Annotated in this window: 25 protein-coding genes; 10 read left to right on the plus strand and 15 right to left on the minus strand. The window is 66.2% G+C overall.

Annotation, left to right across the window (positions count from 1 at the left end):
• Positions 1-10: 10 nt before the first annotated feature.
• The 4 genes from G5B40_RS09670 to G5B40_RS09685 all read right to left on the minus strand — a co-directional run bounded on the left by G5B40_RS09670 (position 11) and on the right by G5B40_RS09685 (position 1,925).
• The gene (locus G5B40_RS09670) at positions 11-745 is read right to left on the minus strand and encodes a Crp/Fnr family transcriptional regulator (protein WP_165097940.1); all 735 of its coding nucleotides are present in this window, start codon (positions 743-745) and stop codon (positions 11-13) included.
• A gap of 197 nt (positions 746-942) precedes the next feature.
• Complete coding sequence (locus G5B40_RS09675; RefSeq protein ID WP_165097943.1) at positions 943-1,170, minus strand: YMGG-like glycine zipper-containing protein; 228 nt, start codon at positions 1,168-1,170, stop codon at positions 943-945.
• Between the two features lie 62 nt (positions 1,171-1,232).
• Positions 1,233-1,721 (minus strand): Dps family protein, encoded by a 489-nt coding sequence (locus G5B40_RS09680; RefSeq protein ID WP_165097946.1) that lies wholly within the window; start codon positions 1,719-1,721, stop codon positions 1,233-1,235.
• Positions 1,722-1,772: 51 nt separating this feature from the next.
• Positions 1,773-1,925: a hypothetical protein gene (locus G5B40_RS09685; protein ID WP_165097949.1), complete on the minus strand. Its 153-nt coding sequence runs from the start codon at positions 1,923-1,925 to the stop codon at positions 1,773-1,775.
• Between the two features lie 134 nt (positions 1,926-2,059).
• Between G5B40_RS09685 and G5B40_RS09690 the strand changes: the two genes are divergently transcribed.
• The gene (locus G5B40_RS09690; protein ID WP_165097952.1) at positions 2,060-2,233 is read left to right on the plus strand and encodes a DUF1328 domain-containing protein; all 174 of its coding nucleotides are present in this window, start codon (positions 2,060-2,062) and stop codon (positions 2,231-2,233) included.
• A 71-nt stretch (positions 2,234-2,304) separates the two neighbouring features.
• On the opposite strand, the gene G5B40_RS09695 is transcribed toward G5B40_RS09690, so the two are convergent.
• Genes G5B40_RS09695 through G5B40_RS09705 form a run of 3 tightly spaced genes read right to left on the minus strand, consistent with a single transcriptional unit; the run spans position 2,305 to position 4,774 of the window.
• Positions 2,305-4,023: a sensor histidine kinase gene (locus G5B40_RS09695; protein ID WP_165097955.1), complete on the minus strand. Its 1,719-nt coding sequence runs from the start codon at positions 4,021-4,023 to the stop codon at positions 2,305-2,307.
• An 8-nt stretch (positions 4,024-4,031) separates the two neighbouring features.
• On the minus strand, positions 4,032-4,607 hold the full coding sequence (locus tag G5B40_RS09700) for a sigma-70 family RNA polymerase sigma factor (RefSeq protein WP_165097957.1): 576 nt from the start codon (positions 4,605-4,607) through the stop codon (positions 4,032-4,034).
• A complete protein-coding gene (locus tag G5B40_RS09705; RefSeq protein WP_165097960.1) occupies positions 4,604-4,774 on the minus strand; it encodes a NepR family anti-sigma factor in 171 nt (56 codons plus the stop codon). The genes G5B40_RS09700 and G5B40_RS09705 overlap by 4 nt, the downstream gene beginning before the upstream one ends.
• Before the next feature lie 111 nt (positions 4,775-4,885).
• Between G5B40_RS09705 and G5B40_RS09710 the strand changes: the two genes are divergently transcribed.
• From G5B40_RS09710 to mdoH, 7 genes are all read left to right on the plus strand, one after another.
• A complete protein-coding gene (locus tag G5B40_RS09710) occupies positions 4,886-5,659 on the plus strand; it encodes a response regulator (protein ID WP_165097963.1) in 774 nt (257 codons plus the stop codon).
• 196 nt (positions 5,660-5,855) lie between these two features.
• The gene (locus tag G5B40_RS09715; RefSeq protein WP_246209791.1) at positions 5,856-6,842 is read left to right on the plus strand and encodes a tripartite tricarboxylate transporter substrate binding protein; all 987 of its coding nucleotides are present in this window, start codon (positions 5,856-5,858) and stop codon (positions 6,840-6,842) included.
• Between the two features lie 67 nt (positions 6,843-6,909).
• Positions 6,910-7,392 carry a tripartite tricarboxylate transporter TctB family protein gene (locus G5B40_RS09720; RefSeq protein ID WP_165097967.1) on the plus strand — a complete coding sequence of 161 codons (483 nt, stop codon included), beginning with the start codon at positions 6,910-6,912 and terminating at the stop codon, positions 7,390-7,392.
• Between the two features lie 9 nt (positions 7,393-7,401).
• On the plus strand, positions 7,402-8,895 hold the full coding sequence (locus G5B40_RS09725; RefSeq protein ID WP_165097969.1) for a tripartite tricarboxylate transporter permease: 1,494 nt from the start codon (positions 7,402-7,404) through the stop codon (positions 8,893-8,895).
• A gap of 42 nt (positions 8,896-8,937) precedes the next feature.
• The gene (locus tag G5B40_RS09730; RefSeq protein ID WP_165097972.1) at positions 8,938-10,554 is read left to right on the plus strand and encodes a thiamine pyrophosphate-dependent enzyme; all 1,617 of its coding nucleotides are present in this window, start codon (positions 8,938-8,940) and stop codon (positions 10,552-10,554) included.
• 184 nt (positions 10,555-10,738) lie between these two features.
• A complete protein-coding gene (locus G5B40_RS09735; RefSeq protein WP_211907440.1) occupies positions 10,739-12,256 on the plus strand; it encodes an OpgD/OpgG family glucan biosynthesis protein in 1,518 nt (505 codons plus the stop codon).
• Positions 12,244-14,376: a glucans biosynthesis glucosyltransferase MdoH gene (gene mdoH, locus G5B40_RS09740; RefSeq protein ID WP_165097974.1), complete on the plus strand. Its 2,133-nt coding sequence runs from the start codon at positions 12,244-12,246 to the stop codon at positions 14,374-14,376. Before G5B40_RS09735 ends, mdoH begins: the two co-directional genes overlap by 13 nt.
• Before the next feature lie 43 nt (positions 14,377-14,419).
• On the opposite strand, the gene G5B40_RS09745 is transcribed toward mdoH, so the two are convergent.
• The 6 genes from G5B40_RS09745 to pcaD all read right to left on the minus strand — a co-directional run bounded on the left by G5B40_RS09745 (position 14,420) and on the right by pcaD (position 18,085).
• The gene (locus G5B40_RS09745; RefSeq protein ID WP_165097976.1) at positions 14,420-14,629 is read right to left on the minus strand and encodes a dodecin family protein; all 210 of its coding nucleotides are present in this window, start codon (positions 14,627-14,629) and stop codon (positions 14,420-14,422) included.
• A gap of 135 nt (positions 14,630-14,764) precedes the next feature.
• Positions 14,765-15,595 (minus strand): 3-oxoadipate:acetyl-CoA acetyltransferase, encoded by an 831-nt coding sequence (locus tag G5B40_RS09750; RefSeq protein ID WP_165097978.1) that lies wholly within the window; start codon positions 15,593-15,595, stop codon positions 14,765-14,767.
• A 7-nt stretch (positions 15,596-15,602) separates the two neighbouring features.
• Complete coding sequence (pcaG, locus tag G5B40_RS09755) at positions 15,603-16,214, minus strand: protocatechuate 3,4-dioxygenase subunit alpha (RefSeq protein ID WP_165097981.1); 612 nt, start codon at positions 16,212-16,214, stop codon at positions 15,603-15,605.
• Positions 16,211-16,921, minus strand: coding sequence for a protocatechuate 3,4-dioxygenase subunit beta (gene pcaH / locus G5B40_RS09760; protein WP_165097984.1), 711 nt, complete (start codon positions 16,919-16,921; stop codon positions 16,211-16,213). Before pcaH ends, pcaG begins: the two co-directional genes overlap by 4 nt.
• Complete coding sequence (gene pcaC, locus G5B40_RS09765; protein ID WP_165097987.1) at positions 16,918-17,295, minus strand: 4-carboxymuconolactone decarboxylase; 378 nt, start codon at positions 17,293-17,295, stop codon at positions 16,918-16,920. Before pcaC ends, pcaH begins: the two co-directional genes overlap by 4 nt.
• The gene (gene pcaD, locus G5B40_RS09770) at positions 17,288-18,085 is read right to left on the minus strand and encodes a 3-oxoadipate enol-lactonase (RefSeq protein WP_165097989.1); all 798 of its coding nucleotides are present in this window, start codon (positions 18,083-18,085) and stop codon (positions 17,288-17,290) included. The genes pcaC and pcaD overlap by 8 nt, the downstream gene beginning before the upstream one ends.
• A gap of 127 nt (positions 18,086-18,212) precedes the next feature.
• Here pcaD and G5B40_RS09775 point away from each other — a divergent pair, with 127 nt between their 5' ends.
• A complete protein-coding gene (locus G5B40_RS09775) occupies positions 18,213-18,641 on the plus strand; it encodes a VOC family protein (protein WP_165097991.1) in 429 nt (142 codons plus the stop codon).
• A gap of 20 nt (positions 18,642-18,661) precedes the next feature.
• Here G5B40_RS09775 and G5B40_RS09780 read toward each other — a convergent pair whose 3' ends face one another.
• The gene (locus tag G5B40_RS09780) at positions 18,662-19,321 is read right to left on the minus strand and encodes a rhomboid family intramembrane serine protease (protein ID WP_165097993.1); all 660 of its coding nucleotides are present in this window, start codon (positions 19,319-19,321) and stop codon (positions 18,662-18,664) included.
• 69 nt (positions 19,322-19,390) lie between these two features.
• Here G5B40_RS09780 and trpS point away from each other — a divergent pair, with 69 nt between their 5' ends.
• The gene (gene trpS, locus G5B40_RS09785; protein WP_165097995.1) at positions 19,391-20,425 is read left to right on the plus strand and encodes a tryptophan--tRNA ligase; all 1,035 of its coding nucleotides are present in this window, start codon (positions 19,391-19,393) and stop codon (positions 20,423-20,425) included.
• Positions 20,426-20,601: 176 nt separating this feature from the next.
• On the opposite strand, the gene G5B40_RS09790 is transcribed toward trpS, so the two are convergent.
• Entirely contained in the window at positions 20,602-21,153 is a 552-nt protein-coding gene (locus tag G5B40_RS09790; RefSeq protein WP_246209794.1) for a 3'-5' exonuclease, read from the minus strand.
• Positions 21,154-21,268: the final 115 nt, after the last annotated feature.

Consider the following 21,268-nt stretch of genomic DNA (forward strand, 5'->3'; position numbering starts at 1 on the left):
CGAGGTTCCGCTAAAGCAGCGGGCGGCCCGGCGGATCGACCGGCTCGGAATATTCCGCGAGTTCGCCAAGCGCGGCGGGCTTGAGGATCTCCAGCTCGCCAGCATCGAGCCGGATCATTCCCTGGCGGCGCAATGCCTGCAAAGTCTTGTTCGTGTGAACGGAGGAGAGGCCGGCGGCGTCCGCCAGATCCTGCTGGCGAAAGGGAAAGCGCATGCGGGCCTCGTCTTTCGTGAAGCCGCTCTCCACGGCGCGGCGCAGCATGTAAATCAGTAGCTGCGCGATGCGCTCCTTCGCCGCGCGCCGGCCGACGCTCAACAGGGCTTCGCCAAGCGAACGCTCCTCCGTGGCCGCGAGCCAGGTGACGTCATAGGCCCGCTCGGGGTGCTGACGAAACAGTTCCCAGAGACGTTCACGCGAGAAGACGCAGAGCGCCATGTCGCTGACAGCCTCCACCCCGTGCTTCATCTCGCCGAGCAACCCGGACTGCAGCCCGACCAGATCGCCGGGAAAGATGAAATTCACCACCTGCCGGCGACCGTCCGCCAACCCCTTGTCGCGCATCCCGGCGCCCCTGAGCACGGTGTAGAAATGCGGACTGTTCGATCCTTCGAGGATCACCGGCGCGCCGGCGTCGACATGCAACTCACCCATCTTGAAGCTGTCCATGAAGGAAAGCTCGTCCTCCGTCAGTTGCTTGAAAGCGGGGCGACGGCGGAGCGGGCATTTCTGGCAATGGACCGACATCGTCGTCTCCGATCGAACTGGTTTGGCTCCGCGCTCGCCTGCTCTTCCGGCAGTCAAGACGCATTTCCGGATTCGTTCCAGTCGCGTAAATCAATACGGAGGAGCCGCGCCCACCCTATCGCGCCGCGGGCGTGGCGCGGACGCGGCGCGCGTGAACCTCGCGCCGCGTCGTCGCCCTGATCCGCCGGTGGGCGGCGTCAGTCGAGATCGTGATCCTCATCCGTCACCGCGCCGGCGACCGCGCCGGCCGCGCCGCCGATCGCGGCGCCCGTGGCGGCGGAACCCCCGATCAGCGCCCCGCCGACAGCGCCGGCGCCGGCGCCGAGCGCGCCGCCCGAAAGCGCGCGCTCGCCTCTCGTGTCGCCGCAGGCCGCCATCGCCAGCGTGGCGGCGGCGAGGATCGCGGCCTTGAGTCCGGTTTTCATCTCTCTTCTCCTTGCTTTCGGCCCCGGGAACCCCGGCGCTCTTCGGCTTCGGTTATCGGCGTTCACCCGGCGACCATCGCGCGGAGCATCCAGGCGGCCTTTTCGTGAAACGCCGCGCGCTCGGTGGCGAGGTCGGCGGTCACCGCGTCGCCGCCTTTCTCAGCGACGGAAATCAGGTCATGGAGCCGGCGCGAGATGTTCTCGTGGCTAGCGACCAGCCCTTCGACGAGCTCCTCGGCGTCAGGGGACTCCTTCCCCTCGCTCATTGCGGCGTGGTCGGCCAGCGCCTTCATGTTCGCCGGCGCGAAATGACCAAGCGCGCGGATACGCTCCGCAAGTTCGTCCGCAGCCGCGAAAAGATCGCCATACTGATCTTCGGTCAGCTTGTGGATGGAGTAGAATTGCGGCCCCACCACGTTCCAGTGGCAGGCGTGCGTCTTGATCGTCAGCACGTAGGTGTCGCCGAGAACGTCGGCCAGGCCATCGGCGATTTTCGCCATGTCGCTGAAGCCCGTGTCCGGTTCCGAACTCTTTTTCGCGTTCTTCTTCATGTCATGCTCCTGAATGTCTGGGTATTGCTCTTTCGAGCGACCTTGCGGCGCTCACCCGCCGGAACTGGCGGCGTTGTCGAGAGCCTCCCCGGCCTGCTCAAGCGGCCCGTCCTGGGCGCCGCCGTCGAAGTCGATCATCAGGCCGGCCGCGAACGCCGCGATAAGCGCCGTCGCGGCGATCAGGCCTGTTGTCACCGGGTTCATGCTGCTCTCCTTCGTTTCATGAATCCGAAACGGAGGCGGAGGACATTAGTTCCTGAAAAAGCGCCGGGAACTTCTAAAGATCATCTGCGTTAATATTCCCATCCTCGATACAAATATCTCAAAAGGAGTGAAAGATGCTTGGTTGGGCCCTAACATTTCTTATCATCGCGCTGATCGCCGGTGTTCTCGGTTTCGGCGGCGTGGCGGCGATTTCCGCGAATATCGCGCAGATCATCTTCGTGGTGTTCATCGTGCTCTTCGCCGTCGCGCTCGTCGCGAGCGCGCTGCGCAAGCGTTCGCCGCGCTGAGATGCAGGCGAAAGAATCCGAGACCCCCCGGGCGACGCGCGCGCCCGGGGGTTTTCATGCGCCGTCCGGGCTCAGTGCGGTCGCAGGCCCTCTGCGCCGGAGCGCACCCTGAATAGGGCCGGCGGCGGCGCCACGGGTCCGCTCAGCCGCGCTTCGTAGGCGTCCGCGGTTTCGGTGAACTCCAGCTTACCGCCGATCTGCTTGGCGAACCCCTGCATCAGTCGAACGCCGAGCCCGTCTCCCTCCGCCTCGTCTCCGGTTCGGCCGGTCACCCGGTTCCTGACCGCGATCGAGAAGCTTCCCTCCTCGCTTGTCAGTTCGATGTCCACGCGGGGCGTCGTCCCGCCATGCTTGAACGCGTTCCCGAGCGCTTCCGAAATGAAGAGCGCGACCGGCGTCGCGATCAGGGTCGGCACGAAGACATTCTCAAGCGAGGTCCGGATATGCTCCTTCGGACCGGACGGCCCCAGCGAAGCGGCGAGGTGCGAGCTGATATCCAGCACAAGCTGGTCCAGCGCGACCTCCTCGAGGTTCTCCGCCGCGTAAAGGTTCTGATGCACCATGGCGAGGCTGTGGATCCGGTCCTGGATCACCCGGATCGCCTTGAGGCTTTGCGGGTCGCGCGCCCGGCGGCTTTCGAGGTTCATCAGGCTCGAAATGGTCTGAAGATTGTTCTTCACCCGATGATGGACCTCCAGCAGCAGTCGGCGCTGAACATCCAGCGTCTCACGCAACTTCGCATCGCGCTCGGAGAGATTGTTCGCCATCGCTTCGATGGCCTCCGCGAAGGAGCGCACCTCCGAGGGCGCGTCCTCGTAATCGCCGATCGGCGCATCGAGCTCGCCACGCCCGATTCGCACCGCCGTCCGGCGGAGCGCGCCGACATGGCGCGTCACCAACGCGTCGATGGCGAAATAGGCGACCGCGACAGCGATGAGCCAGAGCGCAAGCGGCACGAAGAGCGCGCGCCCTTCAGGGCCGAGCATGACCGCGCCGAGTTTCGGTTTCTCCATGGCGGAGACGGCCCAGACCTGTCCCGGCTCCAGCGCGGTGACGAAATACGTCCGGCGCGCTCCGGTGCTGTCGAGTTCGTCGAAACTGCGGGTGGAATACGGCATGAACAGCGCCCGATCATTCGGCAGCCAGTCGACCGGGCCGTTCTGCGCCGCGAAGAACGCCTTGCCCGAACGGTCGAGAAGCAGCAGATCGCGCGCGTCCGGATCGCGTTGCGTCAACCGATTCAGGTAGTGGGAATCGATACGGATCATCAGTGCGAACGCATCGGCGTCCCAGCGCGGGAGCGGGCTCAGCGCCGCGATGAACGGCTTCGTCATCGCGTCGTCGGGCCGGGAATTGACGATAAAATACCTGGGGTCGGCGGTGAATGCCCGCCAGTCGGGATCGTCGGTCATGTCGAAGGGGACGTTCGCGCCGCATACGGCCTCCCCATCACGATTCAGGACGAGCGCGCCGCTGAGCCAGTCGTGATCCTCCGCAAGCGACCTGAAGGTGCGCCCGCAGCCGCCGGACTCGATCAACTCCGCCTGCACGGCGGCGGCGGCGATCCGCGCCGTCTGCCGGACTTCGACAAGCGCCGCCCGCACGTCGTCAACTGCGGCGAGCGTGCGCGCCTCGAACTGATCGGAACGCCTGTCAGCGGCGACGTCAAGCGCGTTGAGGCCCTGTACGACGGCGAGCACGCCCGCCGGAGCGAGCGCCGCCGCGATAATCACCGCGAGCCGGGACCGCAGCCGCCCCAGACCAATGAAGCGGAACGGATTCACGCTCATCGCCGCCTTCAGGAGACCGTCTGACGGAGGAGAACGCCCTTGCCAGCGCGCGGCGGCTTCCGGGGGGAGTCGCCCGCGCCACCGTCCGGCTCCGCGCCCTCGCCGTTCTCGCCCATCAGATCGGCGAGGCGGGCGCGGGCGCGGCTGACGCGGCTTTTCACGGTGCCCGCAGCGACGCCGATGACCTCGGCCGCCTCATCGTAGGAGAGGCCGGCGGCGCCCACGAGTATTACCGCCTCGCGCTGATCGTGGGGAAGCGTGGCGAGCGCGTCGCGCAGATCCAGCATCGCCAGGTGTCCTTCCTGACGGCCGCGCTCCGAGAGCCCGGCGGTCAGCTCACCGTCCGCGTCCTCAACCTCGCGCTTCGCCTTGCGGTATTGTGAAATGTAGCTGTTGCGCAGAATCGTGAACAGCCAGGCCTTCATGTTGGTTCCCGGCCGGAAGCCGGCGCGGCTGGCCCAGGCCTTGACCATCGTTTCCTGCACCAGATCGTCCGCGCGCGCCTGATTGCGCTCGAAGGTTCGCGCGAAACCGCGCACCGCCGGCAGCGTCGCGATGAAATCTTCCCTGAAGCTGTCGCTCATCGGTTGCGCTCCGCTTCGTCCAGCCGATCCAGAAGTTTCATCAAATCGTCCGGCAGCGGTTCGTTCGCGACCTCGTCATATAGCTTCTTCAACGGCCCCAGAACAGGATCGGCGTCAGGCGCGCCCTCCTCGCCTGATCCTTTCGTCCGGGTTCGAGTTCTTGACATGCGCCCACCTCGTTGGACTTCACAATATGCGAAAAATCGCGATCGTCACGGAACTAACGCCGTTCATAAGCGTTGGTTCCCTGTTCCAAAGCACTTTTTTCGAGGCTCAGAATGAACAGCACGACGCCGGCGACGGACCAGACGAACCTTTCGGCGGTCATCGCGCCCTATCTGCCCTATCTCCGGAGATTCGCGCGCGCGCTCACCGGCTCGCAAGAGGCGGGCGACGGATTCGTCGCCCAGACGCTGGAAACGCTGATCGCGGACAGGAATGCGATGGATCACGCGCTCGAGCCGCGCACCGGGCTCTACCGGCTTTTTCACGCGATCTGGTCCTCCGCCGCGATTCCCGACGGCGCGGCGGGCGGCGGCCGCGCCACGTCGCCCGCACGGCAGTTTCTTCTGCTGACGGCAGTCGAGGAGTTCACCCCCGAGGAGGCGGCGAAGGTGATGGATATCGACGCTGACGAGGCCGGGGTTCTTGCGCGCGCGGGCAGGGACGAAGTCGAAAAATCCCGCCGCGCGCGCGTCCTGATCATCGAGGACGAGCCAATCATCGCGCTCGACATCGAGAGCATCGTCGCCGGCATGGATCACACCGTCGTCGCCGTAGCGCAGACTCACAAGGAAGCCGCGGCCAGCGCGAGCGAAACGAAGCCCGACCTCATCCTCGCGGATATACAGCTCGCTGACGGATCGTCCGGCGTCGAAGCGGTCGACGAGATTCTCACGAAGATGACGGTCCCGGTCATCTTCATCACCGCCTATCCTGAACGGTTGCTCACCGGCGACCGGGTGGAGCCGCCTTTCCTGATTACGAAACCCTTCCGCCCCGAAGCCGTCGAGGCCGCGATCGCGCAGGCGCTGTTCCACGATCAGGCCTGACGCAAAATCAGTTTTCGGTTCACCCGCCCGGCCTCCCGTCGACGCTCAGTCGACGGGAGGTCGCACTTTGTCAGGGGATCGCTTGCAACGTCAGTTATCCTGACACATCATCATACCGCTTCACCGAAGTGAAACGGCTCGACGGACCGATCAGAGTTTCCGCGCGCCGGAGGAAACGCCTGATAGGAGGATGCACATGCTGAAACGAAACAGTCTTGGCGCGCTCGCCGCGCTGGCCATCGGCGGGCTGGTCGCCGCGGCCGCCGCGGTCCCGGCTCAGGCCGAATATCCCGAGCGCCCGATCACGCTCATCGTGCCATGGGGCGCCGGCGGCGGAACCGACGCCACCGGGCGTATTCTCGGCAAGTTGCTCGAGGAAGATCTCGGCCAGCCGGTCAATGTCGTGAACCGCACCGGCGGCAGCGGCGTCGTCGGCCATTCGGCCATCGCCACCGCGGAGCCGGACGGCTACACGATCGGCGTTCTGACCGTCGAGATCGGGATGATGCACTGGTCGGGCATCACCGAACTGACGAGCGCCGACTACACGCCGCTCGTGATCTACAATTTCGACCCCGCAGGCGTTCAGGTGCGCGCCGATTCCCCATGGCAGTCCGTCGATGACGTTCTGGCGGCCGTGAAGGCCGATCCGGGCGCGCACAAGGCGTCCGGCACCGGCCAGGGCGGCATCTGGCATCTCGCCGTCGCGGGTCTGCTTCAGTCTTCCGACATCTCGCCCGACGCCGTGCCGTGGGTTCCGTCGAAAGGCGCCGCGGCGGGCCTTCAGTCACTGGCCGCCGGCGCCGTCGACATCGTGCCGTGCTCGCTGCCCGAGGCGGAATCGCTGATCAGCGCCGGCAAGGTGCGCTCGCTGGCGATCATGGCGGATGAGCCGCTCGCCGCCTATCCGGACGTTCCGACGCTGAAGGACGCGACGGGACTCGACTGGAAGATGGGCGCATGGCGCGGCATCGCCGGCCCGAAGGGCCTGCCGCAGGATGTCGCCGACAGGCTGAAGGCCTCGCTGGAGAAGGCGTATAACTCCGACGAGTTCAAAGAGTTCATGAACAGCCGCGGCTACGGCATGATCTGGGCGTCCGGCGACGACGCCGCCACCTTCATGGCGGAGAGCAACGAATCGCTCGGCAAGGTCATGAAATCGGTCGGCCTGGCGAAAGAGTGACGGTTCCGGGCGGAGCGGCCCCGGCCGCCCCGTCCGGCCCCCGCCGACCCAGCCACGGATAGGCCACATGCGTTTGAACGATGCCGTTATCGGCGCATTCCTTATCGTTTTCGCGATCGCCGAGATCGCCTACACGACAACATTCCCCTCGCTTCACGGTCAGGATTTCGGGCCCGACCTCTTTCCGATCCTGATCGGGATCGGCCTCATCATCTGCGGGGTCGCGCTGATCTTTCGCGGTCAGGCCGCGCGGCGCGAAGCCGGGGCGGGGGCGCTGATCGCCCTCGGCCCCTGGGCGAAGGACCGGCGGATGGCGCTCAATCTCGGCCTGCTGATCCTCGGCGTCATCCTCTACATCCTTCTGGCGGACCCGGTCGGCTTCATCCCGGTGTCGACGGCTCTGCTGACAGTGCTCATGCTGAGGCTGCGCGTCAGCGCGCTGACGAGCGTCATCGTCGCGGTGGTGACGACGCTGGTCATCCATTCCCTGTTCGCGAAGCTGCTTCTGGTGCCGCTTCCCTGGGGAGTGCTGCTCCCCGTCGCCTGGTAGGAGATCCGCATGGACCCCATCCTCAAGGCGCTCGAACTCATCACCGAACCGTACACGATGGGGGTCATGCTGCTGGCGGCGCTGTTCGGCCTTTTCGTCGGCGCCATGCCCGGGCTTACCGCGACGATGGCGACAGCGCTCCTGATCCCTTTCACCTTTTTCATGGATCCGATTCCCGCCATCGCGATGATCGTCACCGCCGTCGCGATGGCGATCTTCGCCGGAGACATTCCCGGCGCGCTGCTTCGGATCCCCGGCACGCCCGCCTCGGCCGCCTATTGCGAGGAATCCTACGCGATGACGCGAAAGGGGCACGCCGAACGCGCGCTCGGGATTCTGCTCGTCTGCGCGGTGATCGGCGGTCTGACCGGGTCGGTCGTGCTCTCCTTCACCGCGCCGGTGCTCGCCGAATTCGCGCTTCAGTTCTCCTCTTTCGAATATTTCTGGCTCGCCTGTCTCGGTCTCTCCTGCGGCGTCGTGATCTCATCGGGTTCGACCTTGAAGGGGTTCGTTTCGCTCCTGATCGGCCTCTTCGTCGCCACTATCGGCCTCGACATCACCGCCGGCTATCCCCGCTTCACCTTCGGCAACACGGAACTGCTGGGCGGGGTGAGCTTCATCCCGGCGATGATCGGGATGTTCGCGATCTCGGAGATCATCCGTTATTTCACCGCGACCACGTCGCTCCCGCGTCCGCCGCAGAAAGCGATGGGAAACATCTTCCGCGGGCTCGGGCCGATCCTCTATCGCTACAAGCGGAATATCGGCCGCGGCAGCCTGATCGGCGCGGTCGTCGGCATCCTTCCCGGCGCCGGCGGCGACATCGCCGCGTGGATCTCCTTCGCCATCTCCAAGAAGTTCTCCAAGGAGCCGGAAAAGTTCGGCACGGGGAATCCCGAAGGACTGGTGGACGCCGGCGCCTCCAACAACGCTTCGCTCGCCGGCGCATGGGTGCCGGCCACGGTTTTCGGCATCCCGGGCGATTCGATCACCGCGATCGTCATCGGCGTCCTCTACATGAAGGGCCTGAATCCGGGGCCGATGGTCTTCGTGAACAGCCCGGAGCTGATCTACGCGGTATTCATGTCGTTCTTCATCGCTAATATCGCCCTTCTCCCGCTCGGCTTCATCGCGATCCGCATGTCGCGGCAGATACTGAAGGTCCCGCAGAACGTGCTGATGCCGGTGATCCTGATGTTCTGCATCGTCGGCTCCTTCGCCATCAACAACACCGCTTTCGGGGTCACCGTGATGCTGATCTTCGGCGTTCTCGCCTACGTCATGGAGGAGAACGGCGTCCCGGTGGCGCCGGCGATCCTCGGAATTGTTCTCGGTGGGATGCTGGAGGACAACTTCATGTCGTCGATGATCATTTCGGACGGCGACCTGCTCGGCTTTTTCTCCCGCCCGATCGCGGCGACGTTGGGTGTGACCACGCTCGCGCTCTGGCTCATTCCCCCGCTTCTTTCGCTGCGGCGACGGCGGCCGGCGCGGGCGGAGTAACGACCACGGGCCAGCGGTTGCCCACATGAAAGGAAGTTCCAAATGCCACAAATGACTGGGGGTGAAGCGATCGTGGCGACGCTTCAGCGACACGGCGTCGATACGGTCTTCGGGCTGCCCGGCGCGCAGACCTACGGCATATTCGACGCCCTCCATGGCGCCAGCAACGCGATCCGGACGATCGGCGCGCGCCACGAGCAGGGCTGCGGCTACATGGCGTTCGGCTACGCCCGCTCGACCGGCCGGCCCGGCGTCTTTTCGGTCGTCCCGGGACCCGGCGTGCTGAACGCTTCGGCGGCGATGCTGACCGCCTTCGGCTGCAACGCCCCCGTACTCTGTCTGACAGGACAGGTCCCGAGCAGTTTTTTCGGGGCCGGGCGCGGCCATCTTCACGAGATGCGCGACCAACTCGCCACCTTGCGCCAGCTGGTGAAATGGGCGGACCGGATCGAGCATCCGGCGGCAGCCCCCGGCCTGGTCGCGGAAGCCTTCCGCCAGATGCTCTCGGGCCGACAGGGGCCGGCGGCGCTTGAGATGTTCTGGGACCAGATCACCACGACGGCGGAGGTCGATCTTGTCGATCCGATCGCGCCGGCCGCGCCGCCGCCGGTTGACGAGACCCGCGTCGCCGAGGCCGCGAAGCTCATCCGGGCGGCGAAGGCGCCGATGATCCTGATCGGCGGCGGCGCGATCGACGCGGGGGCTGAGGTGCTCGAGCTGGCGAACATGCTGGAGGCGCCCGTCATCGCGCTCCGCAACGGCCGCGGCGCGATTTCCGAGGCGGATGAACTCAGCCTCACCATCGCCTCCGGCCATCCGCTCTGGCGCGAAACCGACCTCCTGATCGGGATCGGTTCGCGCCTCGAAATCGCCGGCTGGCGCTGGGACGCGCCGCCGTCCGGGCTGAAGCGCATCCGCATCGACATCGACCCGGCCGAGGCCCGCCGCGCGCCGAGCGACGTGGATATCCTCGCCGACGCGGCGCCGGCGACCAGGGCGCTGATCCGGGCCGCAGCGAAGGCCGGCGCCGGATCGTCAGGCCGCCGCGAAAAGATACTCGAGACCAAGGCCGCGACCGAGCGGAAAACCGCCGGAGTGCGTCCACAGGTCGATTATCTCAAGGTGATCCGCGAAGTTCTGCCGGACGACGGATATTTCGTCGACGACCTCTCGCAGGTCAGCTTCGCCTCGTGGTTCGGCTTCCCCGTCTATCGCCCCAGAACCTACATCTCTTCCGGCTACCAGGGGACGCTCGGCAGCGGATTCGGGACCGCGCTCGGCGTGAAGGCGGCGCATCCCGACAAGCCGGTGATCTCGGTCTGCGGCGATGGCGGCTTCATGTTCGCGGTGCAGGAGCTGGCGACAGCGGTGCAATACGGGCTCGCGGTCACCGTCATCGTGTTCAACAACAGCTCCTACGGGAATGTCCGGCGCGATCAGCAGACCGCCTTCGATGGCCATGTCATCGGCGCGGACCTGACGAACCCCGATTTCGTGAGGCTAGCGGAAAGCTTTGGCGTCGGGGCCTGTCGCGTCGAAAATCCCGACGCGCTTCGGCCTGCGCTAGAGGCGGCGCTCGCCGCCGACGCGCCGCGTCTGATCGAAGTCGCGCTTGAGCCGGGGTCGGAAGCCAGCCCTTGGCCCTTCATTCGCTATTGAACGGACTCGATCGGAGAGCCACGGGAACCAAATACTCCCGCGCGGCGTTTGAACAGACGGCGCGCAGACTTGTCGCACTGCGTTAACGAACGTGATGCGCCGCCCCATGGGCGGCGATTGCAGTAGGGTGGACGAGCTTGGTAATGATGGCCCCAGACGAGAGTGTTCAGGGAGTGGCGAGATCGTGAACCGGCGTCGATTTCTGGGCGCCCTGTCAGCGCTCCCCCTGAACAGGTTGTTTGCGGCGAACGCGGCCGAGGCGGCCGAGGCGGAGCCGTTCGGCCGCACGACTGTTGTGGAGCGCGCCCGCGCGCTCGCTTCCGCGCCGTTCGCCTGGCCCGAGCCGGCGCTGCCCGATTCGATGAAGGGGCTTTCCTACTCCGAATATCAGGGCATCCGGTTTCGCGAGGATCGCCGCCTCTTCGCCAATCCGCCGAGCGGGTTCTCCGTCGATCTCTTCCATTCCGGGTTCATCTTCAACGTTCCGGTCGAAATCTTTCTCGTGAGCGAGGGCGAAGCGGCCAAGCTGGAATACACGCCGGATCTCTTCACCTTCCAGTTCACCGATCCACCCGCCGCCGACATCCCGCTTGAATTCGCCGGTTTCCGCGCCCGGACCGAGCTTAATCAGCCCGGCGTGATGGACGAATTTCTTGTCTTCGCCGGCGCCAGCTATTTTCGCGCGGTGGCGAAGAATCAGATCTACGGGCTGAGCGCGCGCGGCCTGGCGATCAACACCGGCGACCCTGAAGGCGAGGAGTTTCCATTCTTCCGCGCCTTCTGGCTGGAGCGGCCGCGCGACGGGCGAATGGTGGTCCACGCGCTGCTCGACAGCCCGAGCGTCTCCGGGGCCTATCGCTTCACCATCCGCCCGGGCGAGACGACACAGATGGATGTCGAGATGACGCTCATCGCGCGAAAGGAAATCCACCATCTCGGCATCGCGCCGATGACCTCCATGTTTCTTTTCAACGCGAAGGACCGTTTCGGCCACGACGATTACCGCCCCTCGATCCACGATTCCGACGGGCTGGCGATCTGGAACGGCGGCGACGAGCGCATCTGGAGGCCGCTCGTGAATCCGCAGCGCCTTCAGGCGAGCGCCTTCACGGACACCGGCCCGCGCGGCTTCGGGCTGATCCAGCGCGAGAAACGTTTCTCCGAATATGAAGATCTCGAAGCCCTCTATCACAAGCGGCCGAGCCTCTGGGTCGAGCCGATCGGCGACTGGGGCGCCGGCGCGGTCAACCTCCTCGAGATTCCGACCAAGGAGGAGATCCACGACAACATCGTCGCATATTGGCGCCCGGACGAGCCGCTCGCGGAGAAAAGCGAAACCGATTTCACCTACAGGCTGACCTGGGGCGCGGACGCGCCACCGGCGGACGTCAAGCGACTTCGGGTCGTCCGGACGCTTGAGGGCGTCGGGACGGGCGAAGGCTCGCGTCGTTTCACCATCGACTTCGCCGCGCTCGACGCCACCCCCGGCGATGCGTCCGCCGCCGAAGGACTGGCGCCCGTGATCACGGCCTCCGAAGGCGAAATCCAGAACGCCGTATTCATGAGCAATCCGGAGATCGGCGGCGCGCGCATCGCTTTCCAGCTCGCTTACGGGAGCGCCAAGGTCGTCGACCTGCGCGCCAGCCTGGTGAGGGGCGACGCCGCCGCATCCGAGGTCTGGATCTTCCGATGGGTGGCCTGAAGCTGACGAGCGCCACAACGGCCGAGACCGAGGCCGCGCCGCTCCCGCCGCAAGCCGCGCTCCCGATGCCGACGCAGTCTCTCGGGCATTTCGACCGCGGCGCCCGAACCCGGCTCGCGACCGACGCGGCGACGATCCGCGCGCGTCTCCTCGTTTTCATCGGCGCCGCCGCGGCGACCGCGATCCTCGCGCAGGAGATGTGGCGCGTGCTCGCGGTCGGCGGGATGAACGCGATCGAGTTCGCCATGCTCGCCCTTTTCGTCGTGAATATCGGCTGGATCGCGCTCGGCGCCTGCTCCAGTCTCGCCGGGCTGCTTCGCCGCGGCGCCGGCGCGGGGGGCGCGCCGGCGATGACGGACGGGCCGCTTCCGGCGCGCATCGCGCTGCTCCTGCCGATCTACAACGAGGAGCCGGCGCGCGTCGTCGCCGCCGCCCTCGCCACGCTTCGCGCCCTCGACGCGGAAACGGCCGAAACCGACGACGCGCCGGTCGACGCGTTCCTCCTGAGCGACACGAACAATCTGGCGGTATGGCTGGCCGAACAGGACTTGGTGGACGCCGCGCGGGCCGACCCGGACATGAAAGAGCGGCTTTTCTATCGCCACCGGCTACGCAACAGGGCGCGAAAATCCGGCAATATCGGCGACTGGATCGAACGCTGGGGGAGCGAGTACGACGCCTTCATCGTGCTGGACGCGGACAGCCTGATGGCGCCGGCGACGATTCTCGAACTCGCCCGGCGGCTGAATGCGGACGAGACCGCCGGGATCATCCAGACCGCGCCCCGGCTCATCGGCGGCGAGACGCCGCTCGGCCGGCTTCAGCAGTTCGCGAACCGGGTCTATGGCCCGCTGAACGCGCGCGGTCTCGGCGCCTGGTTCGGCGACGCCGGCAACTACTGGGGGCACAACGCAATCATCCGCACCGGGGTCTTCGCCGATACGGCCGGCCTTCCGACGCTCAGCGGCCTGCCGCCCTTCGGCGGTTCGATCCTCAGCCACGATTTCGTCGAGGCCGCGCTGGTTCGCCGCGCCGGCTACGCGGTCAGGATGGCCGAAGACCTCGACGGCAGCTTTGAACAGGCGCCGCCCAATCTCATCGAGCTCGCGGCCCGCGACCGGCGCTGGTGCCAGGGCAATCTCCAGCATCTCCGGCTGCTCTTCACCGCCGGGCTGCACCCGCTCAGCCGACTGCATCTCGCAATGGGCGCGATGTCCTATCTCGCCTCGCCGCTCTGGCTGCTCTTTCTGCTCGCCGGCATGGCGCTCGCCCTCTACGCCTATGTCACGCCGCCGGATTATTTCGCCGAGCAATGGTCGCTCTTTCCGACCTGGCCACAGATCGACTCGGAGCGCGCCATCGCGCTTTTCGCTGTCTGCATGGCGGTGCTCTTCCTGCCGAAGTTCGTGGGAGTCGCGGTCTATCTTCGCGACCCGGCGTCGAAAGGGGCGCGGCGCGGGGTGATTCCCAGTTTCATCCTCGAGAGCGTCCTCTCGGCGCTGATCGCGCCTGTGATGATGCTGACCCAGACTTCGGCCATCACCGAAATCCTGACCGGACGCGACAGCGGCTGGAACATCCAGACGCGCGGCGCGCTTCGGCTCCGCTGGCGGCGCCTCTGGCGGTTCCATCGGCCGCATATCGTCGCTGGTTTCACGCTCGCGCTGGTCGCGGGCGCGATTTCATCGTCGCTCCTGGCGTGGATGAGCCCGGCCTTGGCCGGCCTCTGCCTTTCGGTTCCGGTCGCGGCGTTTCTCGGCGGCCGGCGCTCAGGCCGGCTTCTGCGTCGGCTCGGCCTCCTCGTCACTCCGGAAGAACGCTCGCCGCCGCCCATCGCAGAGGCCGTCGCGGCGGAGACCGATCGCCTCGCGAACCGCGCCGCCACGCTCACCATCGACCTCGCGGGGCTGATGAAGACGGAGAGGGCCTGGCGCCGACACCTCGCCTGGCTCGACGACAAGACCGCGCGCCGCGCCGGTGAAACCGACCCCGCCCTCGCGGGCGCGCTCCTGAAGATCGCCGACGGCGCGGCGCCCGAAGCGATGGACGCGAAAGAAAGCTATGCGATCGCCGCCACGCCGACGACGCTCGAAGCCTACTACCACCAGGCGCGCGCCTGACCGGAGCGGCGACCGGACCGCCGCCCGGCGGCGGCTTTCCCGTTCAGTCCTCGAACTTGAACGAGACCTTGAGCTTGGTCCGATAGGCGGTGATCGCGCCCTTCTCGATGACCAGATCCTGTTCGGTCACCTCGGCGACACGCAGGTCGCGCAGCGATTTCGATGCGCGCTTGACCGCCGCAGCGGCGGCCTTGTCCCACGAGGTGGGGCTCGTCCCGACGATCTCGATAACCTTGTAGACGCTCTCGGCCATTTTCTCGTCCTCCCTTGCTAGAACGAGAACCTTAGCATCTTTTCGCGCCCACGGGCCGCCTGGTTTTGGACCGCGGAGCGCCGGCCGCCCATCGGCGGGGGCCGACCCACATCCGGGCCGAAGCGACGCGCCGGCTCAGCCCGCCCGCAACCCCAGCATTTTCCGCGCCTCTTGCGGCGTCGCGACAGGCCGGTCGTATTTGGCGCAGAGGTCGACGACGCGTTGCACGAGAGCCGCGTTGGAGGGCGCGAGCGTATCGCGGTCGAGGCGGACATTGTCCTCCAGTCCGGTGCGGGCGTGGCCGCCGCCCGCGACGCACCATTCGTTGAGCGTGAGTTGACCGGCACCGATGCCCGCCGCGCACCATTCGGAGTCCGGGCTGAGCCGTTTCAACGTCGCGACATAAAAGTCGAACACCTCCCGATCGACCGGCATCGCGTTTTTCACGCCCATCACGAATTGAACGTAGATATCGCGCTTGAGCCGCCCGTCGGCCTGCATTTTCGCCGCCTGGAAAATATGCGAAAGATCGAACGCCTCAATCTCCGGCTTGATATCCGCCGCCAGCATCTCCGAGGCCAGCCAGTCCACCAGGTCTGGACCGTTTTCATAGACGCGGGTCGGAAAATTGTTCGACCCGACGGTAAGCGAGGCCATATCCGGCTTCAACGGCAGCATGCCGCCCCGGTCCTTGCCGGCGCCGGAGCGCCCGCCGGTGGAGAACTGGATGATCATGCCGGGACACGCCGCTTCCAGCGCCTCTTTCAGCCGAGCGAAGCGCGCCGGGTCCGAGGTCGGCTTTCCGGCGTCGTCGCGGACATGGAGATGCGCGATGCTCGCCCCGGCCGCGAAGGCCTCGCGGGTCGACGCAACCTGTTCCTCGATGGTGATCGGCACCGCCGGATTGTCGGCTTTCGTCGGCACCGAACCGGTGATGGCGACGCAGATGATGCATGGCTTGGTCATGGGGTCCTCAACAGTCGAAGAAGATCGTCTCGTCCGGCCCCTGAAGATGAATATCGAAACGGTACTGTCCCGCCCCCTCCCGTTTCGCGATCAGGGTCGGGACGCGCGTCCGATGCTCGATCCGGGAAAGGACCGGGTCGGCGGAGACGTCGTCCTCGGGAAAATACATCCGCGTATGAAGACCGATATTGATCCCCCGCGCGACGATCCACAAGGTGACATGCGGGTTCTGCATCCGGCCGCCAGGGCCGGGAACCGGGCCGGGACGGATCGTCTCGAACCGCCATTCGCCGGTGTCGTAATCCCCCGCCCGCCGACCGAAACCGGTGAAATGCGGATCGGCCTCTCCGCGAGTCTCTTCGGGCGAATTGTAGAGCCCGGCGGCGTCCGCCTGCCAGATCTCCACCATGGCGTCCTTCAGCGCGGCGCCGGTCCCGTCGAGAACCGTCCCGCGAATGGTGATCCGCTCACCCTTCGCCTCGCCGGTTATCATCGTCGCCCCGAGGTCTTCCGGGAAAACCCCGCCGATGCCGCAGAAATTCGGCACGCAGCCGATATGAACGTAAGGTCCGGCGGTCTGGCTCGGGCTCTCTTTCAGGTATTCGGTTCGCCGGATCATCTCGCGTCCCCCTCGAACATCGTCCGCCGCCGGCCGCGAAGCACGATATCCCAACGATAAGCCCGCGCATCCATCGGCACGGTCGCCGCGTGGTCATATACGGCGATCAGCGACTCGATCCCTTCCTTCGACGGGATCGAAGAGACGATCGGGCAGCGCCAGATCATCGGGTCGCCCTCGAAATAGATCTGGGTGATCAGCCGCTGCGTGAAGCTGCGCCCGAAGATCGAGAAGTGGATATGCGCGGGGCGCCAGTCATTCGGCCCGTTCGGCCAAGGATAGGGCCCGGGCTGCACGGTGCGGAACTCGTACCAGCCGTCATCGTCGGAGATGCAGCGTCCGCAACCGCCGAAATTCGGATCGAGCGGCGCGACGTAGCCTTCTTTCGCATGGCGATAGCGCCCGCCCGCATTGGCCTGCCAGACTTCGATCAGCGCACCGGGAACCGGTCGCCCGGCCTCATCCTCCACCCGACCATAGACGATGATCCGCGGCCCGATCGCGTCTTCGCCGGAGGGCGAAAAATTGCGGATCAGATCGTTGTCGAGCGGACCGAGCGCCGACTGGCCGAAAACCGGCCCGGTCGCTTCCGACAATGTCTCCGGCAGCATCACCAGCGCCGATTGCGGCGAGCGCCTCACGCTTGTCTTGTAGGGTGGGAAGAATGCCGGCGGATGCCAGCTCCGATCGCGTTGGAAATAGGTCATGCCTGCTCGTCCTCCGCGTAAACCTGCTTTATCACCTTGATCGCGGCGTTCGCCCGCGGCACGCCGGCGTAGACAGCGACGTGCAGCATTGCCTCCATCAGGTCGTCCGCCGTCGCCCCGGTGCTGCGCGTCGCGCGCACATGCATCGCCACTTCATCGAGATTGCCGAGCGCGGCGAGAAGAGAAAGCGTAACGATGGAGCGCTCGCGTTTCGTGAAATGCGGCCGCGACCAGACCGAACCCCAGGCGCCCTCGGTGATGAAGCGCTGGAAGGGTTCGTCGAACTCTGTTTGCGCCGCCTCGGCGCGATTGACATGCGCGTCGCCGAGCACCGCGCGGCGGGTCTCCATGCCGAGCGCGTATCTGTCAGACATGGCCGATCCGTTTCATGAACTGGGTCAAATGCGTCGCCAGGATCTCCGGCTGCTCGACGCAGGGCAGGTGCCCGGCGCCGGGGATCAGATGGAATTCCGCGCCCGGGATCAGCGCCGCCGTCTCGCGCACCAGATCGGGCGGCGTCGAGCCGTCCTCGTCGCCGCAGACCGCGAGGGTCGGCAGACGGAGCCTGGCGGTGCTTTCACGAAGGTCGGCGTCGCCGATCGCGGCGCAGGAGCCGAGATACCCGTCGAGCGAAGTGCGCGTCAGCATGTTTCGCCAGAGCCGCAGTTCGGCCTTTTTCTCCGTACGGAAGCGTTTCGTGAACCAGCGCTCCATCACCGCGTCGGCCATGCCCTCCAGCCCGTCGGCCTCGATGGTCTGGATCCGCTCGCCCCACATGCTCGGCGCGCCGATCTTCGCCGCGGTGTCGCAGAGCGCCATGCCGTGCACCAGGTCCGGCCGCTCGGCCGCCAGCCCCTGCGCGATCTGCCCGCCTACCGAGAGCCCGACGACGACCGCGCCCTTCACCCCGAGCGCGTCGAGCAGGGCGGCGGCGTCGGCGACATGATCGCCCATGCCCCAGGTTCCACGCGGCGGACAATCGGAAGGTCCGTGCCCGCGTTTGTCGTAACGAATCACCCTCAGACCGGCGGGAAGCAGCGGCGCGACCCGGTCCCAAACCCGCAGATCGGTGCCGAGCGAGTTGGAGAAGAGCACGACGCGGCCGTCCTTCGGCCCCTCGTCGCGGAAATGGATAGACCCCGCGCCGGTGGTGACTGCTTTCATGCCGCTTTCATCCTTCCTTCGGCGTCTTCATCAACGCCTCGATCGCGTCTTAACATGCGCCGCCTCCGCGCCAACAGGCAAGAGCGCGGCGCTTGGCGCGCGGGGCGGGCGTCTGCTATCGGGGCGCATGGACCAGCGTATCACCCTCGTCACCCTCGGCGTTCGCGACTTCGAACGAAGCGTCGCCTTTTACGAGGGGCTCGGATGGCGGCGCGCGGTGCGGGCGGCGACAGGCGTCGCCTTCTTTCAGTGTGGCGGGGTCGCGCTCTCGCTCTTTCCGCGCGCCGCTCTCGCCGCGGATCCCGGCGTCGCCGAGAGCGGGATGGCCGGAAGCGGCGCTTTCGCGCTCGCGCAGAACGCCCGCACGAAGGGCGGAGTCGACGCGGCGATGAGGGAGGCGGCCGCCCTTGGCGCCGAAATCGTCAAACCGGCGCGAGACACCGACTGGGGCGGCTACGCCGGTTATTTCCGCGATCCCGACGGGCATCTCCGGGAGATCGCCTGGAACCCCGGCTTCCCGCTGGATGACGATGGCGCGGTGCGCCTGCCTGACTGAACCGGCCGGATCGGCGCCCGTCAGATCGGCGACGGCCCGGCCCGGCCCGGCGCGAGGGCGGGCGCGATCAGCCAGCCGCCGACAAAGCCGCCGAGATGCGCCTGCCACGCCACCGCCGCCCCGCCCGGCCCGGCGAAGGCGAGGAGGACATTGAGCAGGGTCAGCGCGATAATCGTTCCCCAGAACCGGTTCTGCGGCGCTCCGGTCGCCGCGATCCAGCGCCATTCCCATCGTTTCAGCGTTCCGATGAAACCGAAGATCGCGCCGGACGCGCCGACGAGCTGCGCATGCTCGTCGCCGGTGTAGAGAAGCCCCCATACTAGAGCGCCGGCCGCCGAGGATGCGAAGAAGAGGATCAGGAACCGCCCCGGTCCCAGCGCGTTCGCCAGCATTCCGCCCAGCGCGAGAAAGATCGCGCCATTCATCAGCAGGTGCAGAAGCCCGCCATGCAGGAACCCGTAGGTGAGGAACGAGGTCCAGAAAACGAAGGGAACATCCTCGCCCGCCAGCACGCGCTGGAACCAGAAATCGAAGAAGGAGAGGCGCGAGAACGCGAGCGCGCGCAAATAATCGCCGGTGGCGCCGAGATGAAACGCCAGCTCGAACGCCGCGAAGATCAGCGCCATCGTCCACACGATCGGCGGCGGCGCCGGCCGGGTCTGTTGAAATCGGTCGGTCATTCCACCTCGCTTGACCACGGCTGGAGCCGCATACATAACCCCGCCGGTCCCATCAAGAAGGAGACGGACATGGCCGAAGCCGGAGTCCACACCCGGCGCGTCTTTTCCGGCGTGCAGCCCTCGGGCAATCTTCACCTCGGCAACTATCTCGGCGCCGTGAAGCGCTTTGTCGAGATGCAGGAGCAGGATTTCGAGACCATCTACTGCATGGTCGACCTCCACGCCATCACCGTCTGGCAGGAGCCGAAGGCGCTGACCGCCGCGATCCGGGAGCTGGCGGCGGCCTTCATGGCCTGCGGGCTGGACCCGACGAAGTCGATCCTTTTCAACCAGTCCCAGGTGCCGGCGCACACCCAGCTCGCCTGGATATTCAACTGTGTCGCGCGGATGGGCTGGATGAACCGGATGACCCAGTTCAAGGAGAAATCCGGCAAGAACGCGGAGGCGTCGTCGCTCGGTCTCTACGCCTATCCTTCGCTGATGGCGGCGGACATCCTCGTCTATCACGCGACGCATGTGCCGGTCGGCGAGGACCAGAAGCAGCATCTGGAATTGACCCGCGACATCGCGATCAAGTTCAACAACGATTACGACTGCCCCGGCTTTTTCCCGGAAACCGAGCCGATCATCGAGGGCGCGGCGACGCGGGTGATGAGCCTGCGGGACGGGTCGAAGAAGATGTCGAAATCGGACCCTTCCGACCTTTCCCGCATCAACCTGATCGACGACGCCGACGCGATCGCGAAAAAGATCAGGAAGGCGAAGACCGACCCGGAGCCGCTGCCCACCGCCGCCGCCGGGCTGGAGGGCCGACCGGAGGCCCGCAATCTCGTGGGCGTCTACGCCGCGCTCTCGGGCGAGAGCGTCGATCAGGTGCTTGGCGAATGGGGCGGGAGGATGTTCGGCGAATTCAAGCCGGCGCTCGCCGATCTCGCGGTCGAGATGATCGCGCCAATCGCCGGACGGATGCGCGACTACCTCGCCGATCCGGCCGAAATCGACCGCATCCTCGGCGACGGCGCCGACCGCGCGAACGCCATCGCCCAGCCGATTCTGGAGGCGACCTACGATCATGTCGGCCTGCTCCGAAGCCGCCGGGGATGAGGCGATTTCACCCGGTAACTACGGCTACCGGGTGAATTTCGTTGAAATCATTGGGAAATTCCGAGTTGATGATTTCTTCACGCCCGCGACGCGCCGGTTTCCGGGGGCGGCGTATCGCAATCAGGGACGGGGAGCCGGCGTAGATGGATTAACCGTCTGACGTTGGTTACGGGCAGCTATCGAACCTGGCCTGCGGAGAAAAGCATTGCCTCGAACGTCTGCCCGGTACGCTTCTCGGCATGAAGAACCACCTCAGCCGCAGCGCGGGCGTCCTCGCCCGCATCGTGGTGAACGAAGGTCAGCTTGAGGCGCCGCTTCAGATGCGCGAGGCCATGACCGCCATTGCCGATGAACTCCGGCCAGGCGCGGCGGGCGATCCTCACGCTGTCACCCCATGTCCAGGGCGGCGCCTTCCGGCCGATCAGGGCGTGGGCGCCGTGGATCGCGCGGCGGTCGAAATTGCTGTGTTGAATGATGTGATGGCGCGCGAGCAGCGGCTCGACCAATGCTATCGCCTCGGCGAAATCGGGCGCGTCCGTCACATGGGCGGGGCCGATGCCGTGCAATCTGCTGTTGAAAGGCGAGAAATGCGTCCGGGGGTTCACATATGTGGACCATGTCTGGATCATGTCGTCCGATTTTACGCAGGCGATACCGATCTGGCAGATGCTCGCGACGTCGCTGCAGGCCGTTTCCACGTCGAGGGCGAAGAAGCGATAGCTGGACACCCGCAAGAACCGCTTGAGCGGGCGCCGTGGGTTTGAATGGCTTCGCCGGCGACCGACGCCGGCGCGTTCGCGCGGATCGCGAACAGGCGATTTCGCAATGCTGGCGATAGCGATA

The sequence above is a fragment of the Pikeienuella piscinae genome (assembly GCF_011044155.1).
Lineage (GTDB): Bacteria > Pseudomonadota > Alphaproteobacteria > Rhodobacterales > Rhodobacteraceae > Pikeienuella > Pikeienuella piscinae.

Bases quoted from the DNA above. Each gene is read 5' to 3' on its own strand.
- G5B40_RS09745 (WP_165097976.1), bottom strand. From the start codon at position 14,629: ATGGCCGAGAGCGTCTACAAGGTTATCGAGATCGTCGGGACGAGCCCC.
- G5B40_RS09670 (WP_165097940.1), bottom strand. From the start codon at position 745: ATGTCGGTCCATTGCCAGAAATGCCCGCTCCGCCGTCGCCCCGCTTTC.
- pcaC (WP_165097987.1), bottom strand. From the start codon at position 17,295: ATGTCTGACAGATACGCGCTCGGCATGGAGACCCGCCGCGCGGTGCTC.
- G5B40_RS09685 (WP_165097949.1), bottom strand. From the start codon at position 1,925: ATGAACCCGGTGACAACAGGCCTGATCGCCGCGACGGCGCTTATCGCG.
- pcaH (WP_165097984.1), bottom strand. From the start codon at position 16,921: ATGACCTATTTCCAACGCGATCGGAGCTGGCATCCGCCGGCATTCTTC.
- G5B40_RS09705 (WP_165097960.1), bottom strand. From the start codon at position 4,774: ATGTCAAGAACTCGAACCCGGACGAAAGGATCAGGCGAGGAGGGCGCG.
- G5B40_RS09695 (WP_165097955.1), bottom strand. From the start codon at position 4,023: ATGAGCGTGAATCCGTTCCGCTTCATTGGTCTGGGGCGGCTGCGGTCC.
- G5B40_RS09775 (WP_165097991.1), top strand. From the start codon at position 18,213: ATGGACCAGCGTATCACCCTCGTCACCCTCGGCGTTCGCGACTTCGAA.
- G5B40_RS09690 (WP_165097952.1), top strand. From the start codon at position 2,060: ATGCTTGGTTGGGCCCTAACATTTCTTATCATCGCGCTGATCGCCGGT.
- G5B40_RS09700 (WP_165097957.1), bottom strand. From the start codon at position 4,607: ATGAGCGACAGCTTCAGGGAAGATTTCATCGCGACGCTGCCGGCGGTG.
- G5B40_RS09710 (WP_165097963.1), top strand. From the start codon at position 4,886: ATGAACAGCACGACGCCGGCGACGGACCAGACGAACCTTTCGGCGGTC.
- G5B40_RS09720 (WP_165097967.1), top strand. From the start codon at position 6,910: ATGCGTTTGAACGATGCCGTTATCGGCGCATTCCTTATCGTTTTCGCG.
- pcaD (WP_165097989.1), bottom strand. From the start codon at position 18,085: ATGAAAGCAGTCACCACCGGCGCGGGGTCTATCCATTTCCGCGACGAG.
- G5B40_RS09675 (WP_165097943.1), bottom strand. From the start codon at position 1,170: ATGAAAACCGGACTCAAGGCCGCGATCCTCGCCGCCGCCACGCTGGCG.
- G5B40_RS09680 (WP_165097946.1), bottom strand. From the start codon at position 1,721: ATGAAGAAGAACGCGAAAAAGAGTTCGGAACCGGACACGGGCTTCAGC.
- pcaG (WP_165097981.1), bottom strand. From the start codon at position 16,214: ATGATCCGGCGAACCGAATACCTGAAAGAGAGCCCGAGCCAGACCGCC.
- G5B40_RS09730 (WP_165097972.1), top strand. From the start codon at position 8,938: ATGCCACAAATGACTGGGGGTGAAGCGATCGTGGCGACGCTTCAGCGA.
- mdoH (WP_165097974.1), top strand. From the start codon at position 12,244: ATGGGTGGCCTGAAGCTGACGAGCGCCACAACGGCCGAGACCGAGGCC.
- G5B40_RS09715 (WP_246209791.1), top strand. From the start codon at position 5,856: ATGCTGAAACGAAACAGTCTTGGCGCGCTCGCCGCGCTGGCCATCGGC.
- G5B40_RS09750 (WP_165097978.1), bottom strand. From the start codon at position 15,595: ATGACCAAGCCATGCATCATCTGCGTCGCCATCACCGGTTCGGTGCCG.
- G5B40_RS09725 (WP_165097969.1), top strand. From the start codon at position 7,402: ATGGACCCCATCCTCAAGGCGCTCGAACTCATCACCGAACCGTACACG.
- trpS (WP_165097995.1), top strand. From the start codon at position 19,391: ATGGCCGAAGCCGGAGTCCACACCCGGCGCGTCTTTTCCGGCGTGCAG.
- G5B40_RS09780 (WP_165097993.1), bottom strand. From the start codon at position 19,321: ATGACCGACCGATTTCAACAGACCCGGCCGGCGCCGCCGCCGATCGTG.